This window comes from Sphingomonas sp. 320_CC, from assembly GCF_059691795.1.
Genome location: NZ_JCAWAE010000002.1, coordinates 606,715 through 622,275 on the forward strand (window position 1 = coordinate 606,715; position 15,561 = coordinate 622,275).

At 65.9% G+C, this 15,561-nt stretch carries 15 protein-coding genes; 5 read left to right on the top strand and 10 right to left on the bottom strand.

Annotated features, from left to right (window positions below; genetic code table 11):
* Positions 1-82 precede the first annotated feature (82 nt).
* Positions 83-967 (top strand): LysR substrate-binding domain-containing protein, encoded by an 885-nt coding sequence (locus AC59GX_RS09735; RefSeq protein WP_426283384.1) that lies wholly within the window; start codon positions 83-85, stop codon positions 965-967.
* A 120-nt stretch (positions 968-1,087) separates the two neighbouring features.
* Here AC59GX_RS09735 and AC59GX_RS09740 read toward each other — a convergent pair whose 3' ends face one another.
* Positions 1,088-1,546 carry a peptidylprolyl isomerase gene (locus AC59GX_RS09740; protein WP_133020215.1) on the bottom strand — a complete coding sequence of 153 codons (459 nt, stop codon included), beginning with the start codon at positions 1,544-1,546 and terminating at the stop codon, positions 1,088-1,090.
* A 108-nt stretch (positions 1,547-1,654) separates the two neighbouring features.
* On the opposite strand from AC59GX_RS09740, the gene mgtE reads away from it, so the two are divergent.
* Together mgtE and AC59GX_RS09750 are read left to right on the top strand one after the other, a co-directional pair.
* Complete coding sequence (gene mgtE, locus AC59GX_RS09745) at positions 1,655-3,064, top strand: magnesium transporter (protein WP_253071424.1); 1,410 nt, start codon at positions 1,655-1,657, stop codon at positions 3,062-3,064.
* 31 nt (positions 3,065-3,095) lie between these two features.
* Positions 3,096-3,500, top strand: a complete 405-nt coding sequence (locus tag AC59GX_RS09750; protein ID WP_426283381.1) for a DUF1489 family protein — start codon at positions 3,096-3,098, stop codon at positions 3,498-3,500.
* Between the two features lie 263 nt (positions 3,501-3,763).
* Here the strand turns inward: AC59GX_RS09750 and AC59GX_RS09755 are convergent, their stop codons facing one another.
* From AC59GX_RS09755 to AC59GX_RS09780, 6 genes are all read right to left on the bottom strand, one after another.
* The gene (locus tag AC59GX_RS09755; RefSeq protein ID WP_497301609.1) at positions 3,764-4,486 is read right to left on the bottom strand and encodes a GIN domain-containing protein; all 723 of its coding nucleotides are present in this window, start codon (positions 4,484-4,486) and stop codon (positions 3,764-3,766) included.
* Positions 4,487-4,535: 49 nt separating this feature from the next.
* A complete protein-coding gene (locus AC59GX_RS09760) occupies positions 4,536-5,267 on the bottom strand; it encodes a head GIN domain-containing protein (protein ID WP_426283378.1) in 732 nt (243 codons plus the stop codon).
* Between the two features lie 169 nt (positions 5,268-5,436).
* Positions 5,437-5,970, bottom strand: coding sequence for a CarD family transcriptional regulator (locus AC59GX_RS09765; RefSeq protein ID WP_056053923.1), 534 nt, complete (start codon positions 5,968-5,970; stop codon positions 5,437-5,439).
* Between the two features lie 202 nt (positions 5,971-6,172).
* On the bottom strand, positions 6,173-6,514 hold the full coding sequence (fdxA, locus tag AC59GX_RS09770) for a ferredoxin FdxA (RefSeq protein WP_031393648.1): 342 nt from the start codon (positions 6,512-6,514) through the stop codon (positions 6,173-6,175).
* A 242-nt stretch (positions 6,515-6,756) separates the two neighbouring features.
* The gene (locus AC59GX_RS09775) at positions 6,757-7,050 is read right to left on the bottom strand and encodes an RNA-binding S4 domain-containing protein (protein WP_497301610.1); all 294 of its coding nucleotides are present in this window, start codon (positions 7,048-7,050) and stop codon (positions 6,757-6,759) included.
* Positions 7,051-7,057: 7 nt separating this feature from the next.
* Positions 7,058-9,550, bottom strand: coding sequence for a helicase-related protein (locus tag AC59GX_RS09780; RefSeq protein WP_426283374.1), 2,493 nt, complete (start codon positions 9,548-9,550; stop codon positions 7,058-7,060).
* 451 nt (positions 9,551-10,001) lie between these two features.
* Between AC59GX_RS09780 and AC59GX_RS09785 the strand changes: the two genes are divergently transcribed.
* Both AC59GX_RS09785 and AC59GX_RS09790 read left to right on the top strand, forming a co-directional pair.
* Positions 10,002-11,483, top strand: coding sequence for a peptidoglycan DD-metalloendopeptidase family protein (locus AC59GX_RS09785; protein ID WP_497301612.1), 1,482 nt, complete (start codon positions 10,002-10,004; stop codon positions 11,481-11,483).
* Positions 11,484-11,638: 155 nt separating this feature from the next.
* Complete coding sequence (locus AC59GX_RS09790; RefSeq protein ID WP_426283370.1) at positions 11,639-11,953, top strand: YdeI/OmpD-associated family protein; 315 nt, start codon at positions 11,639-11,641, stop codon at positions 11,951-11,953.
* An 86-nt stretch (positions 11,954-12,039) separates the two neighbouring features.
* On the opposite strand, the gene AC59GX_RS09795 is transcribed toward AC59GX_RS09790, so the two are convergent.
* The 3 genes from AC59GX_RS09795 to AC59GX_RS09805 form a co-directional block, all read right to left on the bottom strand.
* Positions 12,040-13,710 carry an ATP-binding protein gene (locus AC59GX_RS09795; RefSeq protein ID WP_426283502.1) on the bottom strand — a complete coding sequence of 557 codons (1,671 nt, stop codon included), beginning with the start codon at positions 13,708-13,710 and terminating at the stop codon, positions 12,040-12,042.
* 124 nt (positions 13,711-13,834) lie between these two features.
* Positions 13,835-14,593, bottom strand: coding sequence for a TIGR02186 family protein (locus AC59GX_RS09800; protein WP_426283368.1), 759 nt, complete (start codon positions 14,591-14,593; stop codon positions 13,835-13,837).
* Positions 14,594-14,603: 10 nt separating this feature from the next.
* Positions 14,604-15,518, bottom strand: a complete 915-nt coding sequence (locus tag AC59GX_RS09805; protein WP_426283367.1) for a sulfite exporter TauE/SafE family protein — start codon at positions 15,516-15,518, stop codon at positions 14,604-14,606.
* Positions 15,519-15,561: the final 43 nt, after the last annotated feature.

A 15,561-nucleotide genomic window follows, 5' to 3' on the forward strand; every position in this document is an offset into this window, starting at 1 on the left:
AGCTACGATTGCGCTAACTGCAATCGCATGCATGAATGCGTCCAGCGGTCGTTGTCACACTCGTCGATTCGAAAGAGGAATCATGCGCAGGCTGCCGCCATTGGGGGCTATCGAGGCGTTCGTGCAGGTCGCTCGGCTGGGGTCGATCAAGGCCGCCGCCGAGGATCTGGCACTGTCCGCACCTGCGCTCAGCCGGCGTGTGCAAAGCCTTGAGCGGTTCATCGCCAAGCCGCTGTTCGCGCGGCGGCATCAGGCGATGGTGCTGAATGCGGATGGGGAGCGGTTGCTGGCGCAGATCGCACCGGTGCTCGATTCGCTGTCGGACGCGGTCGAATCGCTGACCAGCACGACCGAGGTGCTGCGGCTGCGTCTCGGGATCCTACCGCTCTATGCGTCGCAGAAGCTGTTCCCCAAGCTGGGCGAGTTGCGCACGTCGCATCCCGAGCTGCATCTCGATATCGATACCGCGGCGCATCTGGTGTCGCGGCTCGGCGATGGACTCGACGCGGTGATCGCCCTGTCGCGCGAGATCGATCCGGCCTTCTACGCGCGGCGACTGGATCGCAATTCGGTCTATGTGATCGGTGCGCGGAGCCTGTTGGAGCGGGCGGACCCGATCACGCGGCCCGAACAGCTCTCGACGCTGACGGCGCTGGTGCACCGCGACATGACGGATACGTTCACCGCGTGGCGGACGGCGGCGGAGCTAGACGATATCGAGCCGCTGGCGATCGATCATTTCGATTCGGGCGCGCTGATGCTGGAGGCTGCCGCGCAAGGGCTCGGCGTCGCGTTCATGCACGCGAGCCATTTCGAAGATGCGAATGATCCGCGACTGGTGCGGCTGTTCGATATCGAGGTGGAGAGCCCGTACAGCTACTGGTTCGTATGCCGCCCGCGAGCGTTGCAGACCAAGCCAGTCAAGCTGTTCCACGACTGGCTGATACGGACCGTAGCGGAGGTATGACCGCTGCTCCCCTCCCGCTTGCGGGAGGGGTCGGGGGAGGGGCGTACCTCACGCACCGGACGCCGGTACGTACGTCGCGCCCTCCCCTAGCCCCTCCCGCGAGCGAGAGGGGAATTCAGCTTACGCAGCGCGTGCCTTGACGATCTTGCCCGGCGAACGCGGGGGCTCGCCCTTCGGCAGCGCGTCAATCAGGTCCATGCCGTCGGTGACTTCGCCCCAGACGGTGTACTGCTTGTCGAGGAAGCGCGCGTCGTCGAACACGATGAAGAACTGCGAGTTCGCCGTGTCGGGCTGGTTGGTGCGCGCCATCGAGCAGACGCCGCGGACGTGCGGCTCGGCCGAGAATTCCGCCTTGAGGTTGGGCTTGCTCGACCCGCCGGTGCCGTCGCCGCGACCACCGTCACCGCCCTGCGCCATAAAGCCCGGGATCACGCGGTGAAAGGGTACGCCGTCGTAGAAGCCTTCGTTCGCCAGCTCGACGATCCGCTCGACGTGCTTGGGCGCCAGATCTGGACGCAGCTTGATCGTGACATCGCCGCCATCGAGGGTCAGCGTCAGCGTTTCGGGGGTGTCAGCCATTCATGTTCTCCTGAATTGATGCGCGGCAGATAGGGAGCCGCACTCCGACTGGCAAATGCGCGCCGGCCGCGTTAGGGCCCAACCGCGCATCTTTTAAGGGAGGCAGCCATGAGCGAACTCGAGCTTCCCGAGGTCGAAACCGACACCCAGCCCGAAAACCAGCTCGATCGCGACGACCATCTGCGGCCCGAATTCGTGCGGGCGGTGCTCGATGCGGTCGAGGACGGCGACGACGAGGCGGCGCGTACGCTGGTCGAACCGCTGCACCCGGCCGACATCGCCGATCTGTTCGAGCTGACCCCGCAACAGGATCGCGCGGCGCTGGCCCGGGCGGTCACCGACCTGCTTGACGGCGACGTGTTCGCCGAGATGAACGATTACGTCCGCGAGGATCTGATCGATGCGCTCGAGCCGCACCAGGTCGCCGATCTCGCCTCCGAGCTCGATACCGACGATGCCGTCGCGATCATCGAAGACATGGACGAGGACGAGCAGCGTGCAGTGCTGCGCGCGCTCGACCCGGACGACCGCGCGGCGATCGAGGAGGCGCTGAGCTACGCCGAGGAGTCCGCCGGTCGCCTGATGCAGCGCGAGCTCATTGCGGTCCCCGAGCATTGGACCGTCGGCGACGCGATCGATTATCTGCGCGGCCACGAGGAGCTGACGACCGATTTCTGGGAGATCTTCGTCGTCGACCCTGCGCACAAGCCGATCGGCACGTGCCAGCTGTCATGGATGCTGCGCACCCCGCGCGGGATCGCGATCGCCGACGTGATGAAGCGCGAGCAGACGCTGATCCCGGTCGACATGGACCAGGAGGAAGTCGCGCTGCGCTTCCAGAAATACGCGCTCATCTCGGCGGCAGTCGTGGATCATGGCGGCCGACTGGTCGGGATGATCACGGTCGATGATATCGTTCACATCATTTCGGAAGAAGCGGGCGAGGATACGCTGCGTCTCGCGGGTGCAGGCGACGGCGACATCAACGAGCCGATCCGGCTGACGGTGCGGACGCGGTTCACGTGGCTGGTGGTCAATCTCGGCACCGCGATGGTCGCGTCGTCGGTCGTGGGGCTGTTCCAGGGGACGATCGCGAGCTTCGCGCTGCTCGCGGTGCTGATGCCGATCGTGTCGGGAATGGGCGGCAATGCCGGCACGCAGACGCTCGCCGTGGTGGTCCGCGCACTGGCGACCAACCAGCTGACGAGTTCGAACACCGCGCGGATGATCGGCCGCGAGTTCCGCATCGCGGCGGCGAATGGCGTCATGCTGGGCGCGCTGATCGGACTCGGGACGTATCTGATCTTCCACAACCAGAATCTGTCGATCGTGATCGCGGCGGCGATGCTGACCAACAACATCGTCGCGGGCTTAAGCGGCGTGCTGGTGCCGGTGACGCTCGACAAGTTCCGGATCGACCCTGCGGTATCGTCGGCGGTGTTCGTTACGACGATGACCGACACGATGGGATTCTTCTCGTTCCTCGGGCTTGCATCTTTGTGGGGTCTACACGGTTGATCGTCCGGTATTAACGCCCATTTCCAACGCTATGCCGCTCCACCTCACCAAAGTCGCGTTCGGCGCGGAAAGCGTCGACCATCTGGCGGAGCGGTTCCGGCTGCGTGGCGAAGAGGGGCCGGTGTTCCTCACCACGCGCTATCTGCCCAAGCGGCATGAGGAGGTCGCTGGTCAGGGTTCGATGTTCTGGATCCTGAAACACCAGCTGATTGCCCGCTCGCCGATCCTCGGGTTCGGCGAGGCCGAGGAGGGCCGCGTGGCGATCCACATCGATCCGAAGCTGGTGCTGGTGCAGGCGCGGCCGAAACGCGCGCATCAGGGGTGGCGGTATCTTGAAGGGGCAGATGCGCCGCTCGATCTGGGCGGCGATGCGACCGGGTTGGACGTGATGCCGCCCGCGCTGATGACCAAGCTGGCGGAATTGGCGCTCATTTAAGGGGTGGGAGCCAGAACTCGTCGAGGTTCATCCCACCCGACGATAAACTCCACCGTCATCCCCGCGCAGGCGGGGATCCATGTCCTCAGAGGATAGCGATCTCAGTGTGAGGTCAGCCAGTATGGGTTCCCGCCTCCGCGGGAATGACGACACACGTTCGGAAGGTATGAGGGCCGATACGGATAGGGTAACTCGCTCGATCCAGATGCGGATATCGCCCGGGAGAGGTCGGTGTGGATGGGGCAGCAGCACACCATCCCCTTCTACGGAGCAGAGACTCCCGCCGCCGGCTTCCCACACACCACCGGCCCACCGGCCGCTGCATCGACGCGGCATTTCGCGTTGCCGGTGATCGTGACCGTTCCCAGCCCGCTGTTCGTCACCTGCGCCGTGTAGCGCGCCGCCGCCTTCGTCTCGCCGACGCCGTCGAGGTGGACGGTCAGATCGTTGACCGCCAGCCCCGATGCGTCGATCGCGCCCGGCCCGCTCGTCACGAGGCGCGCGCGCGCCGCGCGGCCGGCGAGCGTCATCTGGCCGGCGCCGATCAGCGTCGCGTTCAGCTGATCGGTATCGGCCGCCGCGAGGGCCAAGCTCCCGTTACCGCTGACCGTCACGTCGACGCGCATGCCGCGCATCTTCGCGATCGTGAGCCGCCCGCCGGCCGCGACGCTGGCCGAGGTCAGCTCGGGTGTCGAGAGCGTCACGACGGTCGGCCCCGCCCCGCCGCCGCCACGCGTCTGCTCGCCCCAGCCGCCGGTGCCCTTGCGCACCGACAGCGTGGTACCATCGACCCGGACGGCCACATCGTCCCCCCTGCCCAGGCCGGTGATGGTCGCACGCGGAGAGCCGATCGTGACGCGGACCTCGAACGGCCCCTCGACCCGCACACGATCGAAGCTACCGACCGAGACCGTCCGGCTCGTCGCGGAAGACTGGGCGAATGCCGGCGAGGACAGGAGCAGCGACGCGGCGAGCAGATATTTCATACCCGCGAACGTCGCCGGTTATGTACCCCCGCGCAAGTCCGGCGGCGACTTACCGCCCGCAGCGGACACGCCCCGAGCCCATCTTGGAGATCGTGCAGCGGGATTGCGGCCCGAGATCGACGTCACCCGAGCCCAACATGGCGACCTTCGCAGCGCCGTTCACCACCGCGCGCACGCTTCCCGAACCGGCGATCTCGACCGTCGCCGATTGCGCCTCAAACCGGGTGCCGTCGAGATCGCCCGAGCCTGCGATGTCCACCGTCAGATCGCGTGCCGTGCCGCTCGCGTGCGCGGTACCCGATCCGGCGATCGAGAATTTCGCAACGTCGACCTTGATCGCGGCGATGTCGAGATTGCCCGATCCGGCGATTCCGCCTTCGAACCCACCGCCCTCGACACGATCCACGGCCATATTGCCCGATCCAGAGACACTCGCGTCGGTGAGCCGTGGCAGGGTGACGTACACCTTCACTTTGGCCCCCTTGCTCCAGCCCATGCTTGCCCCGTTCTTGCGACCGATATTGAGCGTATCCCCGTCACGCTCGATGCGCAGGCGATCGAGTTGTTCGCTCGGTCCCTCGGCGCGAACCGAGAAGCCGGTACCGACGCGGACGTCGACGTCGTCCGAGCCCCGAAGGTCGATGCCGTTGAAACCGGCAACCTGGAAGGTCCGGGTGGTCCCCGAACCGGCCGCCGCAGCCCCGGAGCCTTCATTGTCGCCGTTCCAGCTGAACGAGCAGGCCGCGAGAGGAATGATCAGTCCGAGCGCAAGAAAGTTCATCGCATCCTCCTGTGTATTATTGATACAATACACCTGCTACGGGGCTGCGCAATGGGAAACTTGTCTGGCCCAAGCTCGCTGAACGGCCCCCTATCTTGAGGAAGGAAGCAGCAGAACGAAAAAGGGCGGCCCCCAGGACCGCCCCTTCGTCTCACAAAGCGCCCAGCAGTTAAGCCGGCACCTTGTCCTTGTTATAGATCGCAGCCGCGGCGCGGAGGATGTCGAGGATCTTCTCCTGCGCCTTGGGCTCGTCGAGCTCTTCCATCGCCGCCAGTTCGCGCGCGAGGCGGCTGGTCGCGCCTTCGAAGATCTGGCGCTCGGAATAGCTCTGCTCGGGCTGGTCGTCGGCACGGAACAGATCGCGGACCACTTCGGCGATCGACACGAGGTCGCCCGAGTTGATCTTCGCTTCATATTCCTGCGCGCGGCGCGACCACATGGTGCGCTTGACCTTGGGCTTGCCCTTGAGCGTGTCCATCGCCTCGCGCATCGTCTTGTCGGACGACAGCTTGCGCATGCCGACGCTTTCGGCCTTGTTGGTCGGCACGCGGAGCGTCATGCGCTCCTTCTCGAACCGGAGGACGTAGAGTTCCAGTGTCATGCCGGCGATTTCCGAGCGCTGGAGCTCGATCACACGGCCGACCCCGTGCTTGGGATAAACGACGAAATCACCGACATCGAAGGACAGTGCCTTGGCAGCCATTTGGGGCCTTTCCGGATCAGGCCTCGCCGCGACGCCTCGACGAAGGACTCGTCGCTGCTGCATCGGGGGAGGGATAGGTCTGTACGTCAAGCGGATGACGTGAATCATCGCGCCCGTCGCGGACCCAAATAGCAGCTTTGCAACAAAATTACCAGCCGAACGTGGCAGGCGGCTTGCCCTTTTCGGGATTCGCCGCCTCTTATCAGTCGCCTGCGCCGGGTTCGGGCGAGAAATACTTGTCGAACTTGCCCTCGACACCCTTCATCGCGTCGGCATCCGGCGGCGTCTGGTTGTCGTTGCGCGTGACGTTGGGCCATTGCGCCGAGAACGTCGTGTTCAGCTCGAGCCACTGCTCCAGCCCGCTCTCGGTATCGGGCAGGATCGCCTCGGCGGGGCATTCGGGCTCGCACACGCCGCAGTCGATGCACTCACTGGGATTGATCACCAGCATGTTCTCGCCTTCGTAGAAGCAGTCGACCGGGCACACTTCCACGCAGTCCATGTACTTGCAGCGGATGCAGGCATCGGTGACGACGTAGGTCATTGCAGAACTCCTGGGCCGGATTCCTTTCCGGCGACGAACGCGCCAGCGACTATGCGCGCCTGCCCCTCGCGTCAATCATAGCAAGCCTTCTGCGAGACGTTATCAGGCTTTCACGTGGCTTGATCCTCCCCTGCAAGGGGGGAGTGGCTGGCACTTGCCAGACGGAGGGGTATCCGAACTATCGATAGGGTGTCACCCCTCCGTCAGTCCTGCGGACTGCCACCTCCCCTTGCAGGGGAGGACTATTCGGAAGCCGGGTCGCGGACGGTACCGGCCGGCGTCTTCCCCGCAATCAGATCCTGATAGCATCCTTGCGCCTCGGGCGCCGGCCCCCGTCGTGCTGGCAGCGCCTCGACCCGGATGACGCGGACTTGGTCGTTGGCTGCGAAGGTCAGCACATTCCCAACCCGCACCGGGCAATGCGCGCGATCGATCGGACGACCATCGATGCGCAAATGCCCCTTCTCGGCGATCGCCTGCGCGGCGCTGCGCGTTTTCGCGAGCCGCACGAACCACAGGAACCGATCGATCCGCATCGCGCCTTCAACCATGGCGGACCAGTGCGGCCAGCCCGGCAAAGGCGTTCTGCTGCGACGGATCGATCGACGTCGGAGCCACAGCCCGCGCCGGCGGACGCCCGCGCCAGACCCAGCGCGGCGTGTCCCCCGCCAGCGCCTTGAACCCGAGTTCGGCCATCAACCGCTCCAGCGACGCGGCATCGACGCCGATCGAGGTTGCCAGCGCAGGATCGGGCGCGAACGGCGTACGCCCATGCCGCGAGTCATGTGCGGCACGCGCGATGCGCTCGATCAGATCTATACGGACCGCCTGAAGTCCAAGCGGACGGAACCCCGCCTCGAGAACCGCACCCTCGCTGCCACGCGCCAGCACGGTCGCCCCATCTCGCGGGGCGGCGATCGTCGTACCGCGGGCCGCCGCGAGAATGCGCCGCCACCGCGCCGACTCGGGCTTGAGCAGCCGCGCGTCGAACAGGTCGAGCGCACCGACCGTAATCCCGATCTTGCGCAAACGCTTGCGCTCGTCAGGATCGATCGCGTCGAGCGCCAGCCGCATCGGCAACCGCGGCAGGATCCCGCCGGCCTCCTCGATCGCACTCGCGACGGCACGCAACGCCGGCGTGGCATTCGGATCACGACTCAGTTCGGCGAGGTGGACCAGCACGGCGATCCGCCGCTTGAGCATCCCCGCAAGCCACAGCGACAGCCGCGCCTCGATCCGATCTCGCGCAGGCTTGTCGAGGCAGTCGAGCGAGCGATCGAGGATCAGCTTCGGCCGTGCGAACGACGGCCCCGCGCTAAGTTTGGCGACCGGATGACCCGCCCAGATGACCTGCGCCGCATCGTCGAGCGCGATATCGGCGTCCGGCGCATCGACCAGCGACTGCCCGCGCCGCGACCGCTCGCCGGTAAGACGCTTTTCCGCCGCCGCGAGCAGGAGACGCTTGTCGCTTGCCCGCGCGTCCGCCGCGACGGTGAAGCGGAACCCGTCGAGTCGACCGATCTGATGATCCTCGACCATCACCTCGCCCTCGGGCCCGATCACCACCGGCAACGCGCCCGCATCCGCGCCGATCTGGCGCATCAATGCGGTCGTGCGCTTGTCGACGAACCGCTGCGTCAGGCTCGCATGCAGTGCATCCGACAGGCGCTCTTCGAGCGCGGCGGTACGCGCGGCCCAGAGCGTCGGCTCGGCCAGCCAGTCCGCCCGTTGGGCAATATACGCCCAGATACGCGTCGCCGCGATGCGCCCGGCGATCACCGGGACGTCACCCGCCACCGTATCGAGCCGCGCGATTTCGTCCGCGAACCATTGGTGCGGGATATGCCCCCGCCCCTCGCTCAGATGCCCGAACACCCGCGACACGAACCGCGCATGCGGATCGAGGCCGACTTTGCGGAAATCGGGCAACCCGCATGCAGCCCACAGTCGCGCGACCATCGCCGGATGCCGCGCCCGCTCGCGGACCCAGCCCTCCTCGGCCAACCGCTTCAATACCCCGAGGTCGAGCGCTTGCGGCGCGGCACGCAAAACGCCGGCAGGCGGGCGCGCCTCCAGACTGGCGATCAGCGCGTCGATACTGGAAAAATCAGGCTCGCCCTGCCGCCAATAAAGGTTTTCGAGACGTGGAAACCGGTGCTCCTCGATCGCCAGCACTTCCTCGGGCAGGAACGCGCCGGGGCCGTCGTCGGACAGCGCGCCGAACGTGCCATCGCGCTGATGCCGCCCAGCGCGACCCGCGATCTGCGCCATCTCGGCCACCGTGAGGCGACGCTGGCGCTTGCCGTCGAACTTATTGAGGCTGGCGAACGCGACGTGCGCGACATCCATGTTGAGCCCCATCCCGATCGCATCGGTCGCGACCAGGTAATCGACTTCGCCCGCCTGGAACATCGCGACCTGCGCGTTGCGGGTGCGCGGCGACAGTGCCCCCATGACGACGGCCGCACCACCGCGAAGGCGCCGAAGCATCTCGGCGACCGCGTACACTTCCTCCGCGGAGAACGCGACGATCGCCGAGCGCTTGGGCAACCGGCTGATCTTCTTCGCGCCCGCGTAGGTCAGCGTCGAGAAGCGCGGCCGGTTGACGATCTCCGCACCTGGGACGAGCTTCTTGATCATCGGCCGCAGCGCTTCGGAGCCGAGGATCATCGTCTCCTCGCGCCCCCGCGCGCGCAGCAGCCGGTCGGTGAAGACGTGGCCGCGCTCAGGATCGGCACCGAGTTGCGCTTCGTCGATTCCGACGAAAGCGACGTCGCGGTCGGGCATCGACTCGGCGGTACACAGGAACCAGCGCGCGTCGGGCGGGACGATCTTCTCTTCGCCCGTGACAAGTGCGACTCGGTTCGCACCCTTGATGGCGACGACGCGGTCATAGACCTCGCGCGCGAGCAGACGCAGCGGGAAACCGATCATGCCGCTGGAATGCGCGCACATCCGCTCGATCGCGAGGTGCGTCTTCCCCGTGTTGGTCGGGCCGAGAACCGCGGTCACGCCAGCGGAGACTTCGTCGCTCATGGCGGGCAACATCGGGGGTAAAGTGGGCTGGCGCAATGACCTGGGTGGAATTGCGCGGTGTCGGCGGGGTGAATGTTGGGTTCGCTCGATTGCTGTACCAGCGGGCGGAGAGGACGCGTTCACTTATATCCAACACCACCCCGGCGAGGCCGGGGCCCAGTTGGGCAGGCCAAGGTGACGAAGCGTGGCCCTATGTTAATCCTGTTTCCCAACCGGGCCCCGGCCTTCGCCGGGTTGGTAGAAAGGTTTGGACGGTCTTCGAACCGGACAGTCAAAAGTCAGGGCATCCTTCTCCAAATCTCGTCCGCCCCGACCCGAGCACGCCCCGCCGCCGCCAAAGCCCACAATCACCCCGGTTAATTTGACTTTAGCATGTTCCCGCCACAATCCGACGCCTGCGCCGGGGATGAAACGGCGCACGAGCATTCGGACGATTTCGGGGCGGGCACGCGTGTATTTGCAGACGGATCAGGCGCTGGAACTGGCGGGCGGCGGGGCACGCGGATTTGGTCGTGCGCTCGATCGGCAACCGGATATCGCGCTAGAGGCTTCCGCCTCGCGGATCGACTGGGTGCCCGATCTCGGCGCACGGATCGGCAGTCGCGACTGGTGGCGCGGCCTCGCAACCTGCACCGTGCTGTGTGCCGCGACCGTCATGCTAGCGCCGGGGTTCAAGCCGCTGGTCGGTGCGGTGCCAGCGCCGCTCGCCGGTGCCGAGTGGGAGGAAACGCACGCGCAGGGCATTGCGCCGCTCGGCCAGGGCGCGACCACCGGGCGGCGGATGGCGGCCAACGATCTCGTCGCGCCGCTCGCCGACGTGCCCGAACGGCCGACGCTCGAACTGTCGGCGACGCTCGGCCAGGGCGATGCGTTCGACCGGGCGCTGATGCGCGCGGGCGTCGGTCGGAACGATGCCGAAGCCGCGGCGGCGCTGGTCGCGCAGTCGGTCGATCCGAAAGCCATCCCCGCCGGCACGCGGATCGCGCTGACGCTCGGACGTCGGCCAGATCGCACCGTCGCGCGGCCGTTGGAGCAACTCGATTTCCGTGCGCGGTTCGATCTGGCGCTGTCGCTGACGCGCGGAGCGGGCGGGCTGTCCGTAAACCGCAAGCCGATCGCGGTGGATACGACCCCGCTGCGGATCCAGGGCCTGGTCGGCTCCAGCCTGTACCGATCCGCGCGCGCCGCCGGTGTTCCCGGAAAGGCCGTGGAGTCGTTCATCAAGGCGATCTCGACGCGACTTTCGATCGGCCGCGACGTGACCTCCGCGGATAGCTTCGACGTGATCGTCGAGCGCGAGCGTGCCGCAACCGGCGAGACCCGGATCGGTGACCTGCTGTTCGCCGGGATCGATCAAGGACGCCGAAAGGTACAGCTCGTCCGGTTCGCGCCGGACGCGGCGAATGTCGATGACGAGTCGAATCGCGGCGGCTGGTTCGATGCGAACGGCCAGACCGAACGCCGCGCCGTTTCTGGCATGCCGGTCACCGGCCGGATCACGTCGAACTACGGCATGCGGTTCCACCCGCTGCTGGGCTTCACCCGCATGCACAAAGGCCTCGACATTGGCGCACCGTACGGATCGCCGATCCACGCGATGACCGATGGCGTCGTAGCATTCGCCGGGCGGACCGGCGGCTATGGCAATTTCGTCAAGCTCGTTCACGGCGGCGGGATGGCCAGCGGATACGGCCATATGAGCCGGATCGCGGTATCGTCGGGCACGCGGGTCCGGCAGGGCCAGGTGATCGGCTATGTCGGATCGACCGGCATGTCGACTGGCCCGCATCTGCACTGGGAAGTGTGGAAGAACGGCGCGGCGATCAACCCGCGCTCGGTCTCGTTCGCAAGCGTCGCGCAACTGTCGGGGGAGAAACTACGCGCGTTCAAGGCAAGGGTCGCCCAGCTGCTGGCAATACGGGTCGGCGTCTAACCATCTGATGAACGTCGACGCGATGCGCGACGGCGGCATCGACGGAATTTGTTGTTGGTTGCCCATTGTGAACCGTGCGCTCGTCATCAACGTGAGGAACGGCTATTCTTCGTGCGAATGGCTCATTGCATTGGGCGACATTGCTCGGAGGATGCGTGGCGAACTCTTTTCTTCACGGCACTGTCCATACCGCCAGCGACGATCTCCAGTCGGCGATCTGCTCCAATCCAAGCCTCTTTGCACTGTGGCAGAGGCTGACGCCGCTCGGCCGGAACGAGTACATCTGCTGGATAGAGGACGCGAAACAGCCGAAAACGCGACAGCGCCGCATAGAGCGTACGGGTCAGGAACTGTTCGAGGGCAAGAAGCGCCCCTGTTGCTGGGCGGGCTGCATTCACCGTACCGACAAGGCTCCGAGCCGATGGCAGCAGGCCGTCCTGATCGACCGAAAAACAAAGACCGGCATGTGATCACGTGCACGATCAGATCCCCTCTTTTACCGGAATACAGCTAGCGACGGGTTATGCTTGTCGATCCCTGCACTGACCGATCGCACCTATTTGCCTTGTGCTCGCCAGCGCTGGATCGTGCGGCCGATGATCTGGTCCTCGCCGCCGACGTCGCGCCACAGTTCGGAGAATAGCGGATCGCCCGAGGCGGGGCGTTTCTCCTCCTCCAATCCGTCGAAGCTTACACGGATCGGGATCGTCACGCCTTCGCCGCAGATGATGCATTCGCGATTACGTAGTGCAGGAATGGAGTCGAGAAACCCTCGCGCACCCTCGGGCATCGCCGCACGGACGAAGGCCTGGTCGCGGTCGTTATTGAGGCGCATCGCGATGATCGTGCCGCATTGCGACAGCACGCCCTCCGCGAGATCCGACGGGCGCTGCGTGATGAGGCCCAGCGACACGCCGTATTTGCGGCCTTCCTTGGCGATTCGGCCGAGGATCCGACCAACCGAACTGTTCGCCTCCTGCCCCGCTGGGATGTAGCGATGCGCCTCCTCGCAGACGAGCAGGATCGGCCGCTGCGGTTCGTTGCGCGACCAGATCGCGAAGTCGAACGTCATCCGCGCGAGCACCGCAACCACCACCGAGGTGATATCCGACGGTACGCCAGAGACGTCGATGATCGAGATCGGCTTGCCGTCGCCGGGCAGGCGGAAGATGCGCGCGAGGAAGCTTGCCATCGTGTCGGCGACGAGCATGCCGGAGAACATGAAGCCGTAGCGCGGATCGGCCTTGATCTCGTCGATCTTGGACTTGAGCCGAAGATAGGGCGCGGTGTCGCCGGCGCGGTCCATCTTGCCCATCTCTGCGCTGATGATCGTCGTCAGATCGCTGAGCATATACGGGATCGGCGCGTCGACGGTGAGCTTTGCGATCTCCTGCCCCAGACGGCTTTTCGCCTTCGCCGCGAGCAGGCATTTGGCGAGGATGTCCGCATCGAACTGCCGCGCGGAGCCGCTGCTGGTCAGGAAGACCTCGCAATGCTCCTCGAAGTTCATCAGCCAATACGGCATCTGCAGGTTCGAAACGTCGTAGATCGCCCCGTTCGATTTGAACGCTGCGGCATATTCGCCATGCGGGTCGATCATCACGATATGCCCCTGCGGCGCGAGTTCGCAGATGCGGTGCAGGATCAGCGCGGCGCTGGTCGACTTGCCCGTGCCGGTCGACCCGACGAGCGCGAAATGCTTGCCGAGCATCGCGTCGACGTACAGCGCGGCGGGGATATCGGTGGTTGGATAAACCGTGCCGATCGTGATGTTCGCACGGTCGTCGGCGGCATAGACCTGCTGCAAGTCAGCAGTGGTGATCGGGAACACCTCGCAGCCGGGCATCGGATAGCGCGTCACGCCGCGGCGGAACCGGTAGAGCTTGCCGGTAAGTTTGTCCTCGTCGCCTTCCCCCAGATAGTCGATCTCCGCGGCGACGCAGGTGCCCGCGGCATCCTCCAGCTTGAGCGAGCGAATGTTGGCGACCAGCCATGTCGCGCCGACGCGCATCTTGATCTGGCTGCCGACTTGTCCGGCCGCTGCGACGACCGGATCGGCATCGTCATGCAGCACCGCGATCGCAGCGCGATCGAGCAGGATGCGGCTGCTCGATCCGGCGATCGCGAAGACGACGCCGACAGGTGCCGCCGCGGCGCCGGCGCCAGCGAATCCGCCCGTCAGGGGTGCCGCGCGCAAGAATGCGCCAGGTCCCGGCATGTCGCTCATTGCCGCAAAGTCTCCAGTCATTTCGGACCGACCCTGCCGCGATAATTGTAAATATCCGATGACGACGGTGTTGAACTTGCTGAGAAAACCGGCGCGTTGGTACGCGTTTAGTCGCTGAGACGCGCTAAACCCTGCGCGCGATCCAGCCCGCTGCCCAGCCAAGGAACACCGACAGCGCAACCGCGACCAGCCCGTACGTTACCGACGAGCGATCCGCGGCGCGCGCGACGAATCGCTCGAAACCCGATTTGCGAATGTCGATGTCGCGTACTGCGGCCGCCAGAACGCGGCCGTCGCGGATCAGGAAGGTCTCCGCAGTAAACCGGCCGACGGGCACGCGGGCGGGTATGGACACGCGCGCACGGTAGAGCACGCCGTCGGTGATCTCGACAGCACGCGGCGCCTCGTAATACAGGCCGGCGCGGCGCTTGAGGTCGACGAGCCCTTTCTGGAAGCGGTCCTGGATCGGCGCCGGCGCGCTCGACGCCGGCGACAATTGCAGGCTGTCGAGGCCGAGCTCGTAGATCGCGCGCGTCCGGTCGTCGACGAGGCGGTCGATCGGTTTTGACGAGGCGATCGCGTAGAAACTGGGGGCGGAGCGGTATCTGAGGCGCGCGGCGTTGACCCAGATGCCGGCGACCTTCTCCTTCTCGCGCATCAGGATCGACTGGGTCGGCCCCTTGACGACGACGACGATGTCGGTGGGTTGCTCACCGGTCGGCAGGCGCCCGCCGGGATAGAGAATCGCGCCGAACAGCAGCAGTTCGGCACCGGTGAAGCTGTAGGCGATCTCGATATTGCGTTGCGACACGTCGGGGACGAGCACGGGCTTGGCCTGCGCCATCAGCAATGGCGTCAGCGCCAGAAGCGGCCACGGCTTCATGTCCCGGCCGTCACGACAGCGTGACCGAGAAGATCTCCTCGGGACGCCAGACCAAGCCCAGCAGGATGCGTGCGCCGACCAGCAGCACCATGACCGCGAGCCCGAGGCGGAGATATTCAGGGCGGAACTTGGTCGCGAACCGCGCGCCGACCTGCGCCCCCACCACCGAGCCGAGCAGGAGCAACGCCGCCAGCACGATGTCGACGGCCTTGGTGGTGGTCGCGTGGACCATCGTTGCCACCGCCGTCACGAACAGCGTCTGGAACAGCGACGTCCCGACCACGACCGACGTCGCCATGCCCAGCAGGTAGATCATCGCGGGGACGAGAATAAAGCCACCGCCGATGCCGAGCAGGATCGTCAGGATGCCGGTAAAGAACCCCAGCAACAGCGGTGCGAGCGGCGAGATATAGAGCCCCGACGCGTAGAAGCGCGTCCTGAGCGGTAGCGCGGCGACGAGCGGGTGATGGCGACGCTTGCGCGCCTTGGGAGGGCGTCCAGTGCGCGCGCGGCCGATCGTGCCGATCGATTCCTTCGCCATCAGGCCACCGATCGATCCGAGCATGACGACGTAGACGATGGCGATCACCGTATCGATCTGGCCGCTCTGCTGGAGTAATCGGAACAGCCACGCACCAAAGAACGAACCCAAGATACCGCCCGCGACAAGAACGCCGCCCATCTTGGTATCGACGCCCTTGCGCCGGAAATGCGCGAACACGCCGGAGACGCTCGCGCCGGTCACCTGGCTCGCGGACGAGGCGGCGGCGACGGTCGGCGGGATGCCGTAGACGATCAGCAACGGCGTCGTCAGGAAGCCGCCGCCGACGCCGAACATCCCCGACAACAGTCCGACTCCCCCGCCGAGCAGGATGATGACGAGCGCGTTGACCGACAGGTTCGCGACGGGAAGATACAGATCCACGACGGCTGCGTTACACCGGATTGCGCGGGCGGGGCTAGGCTCG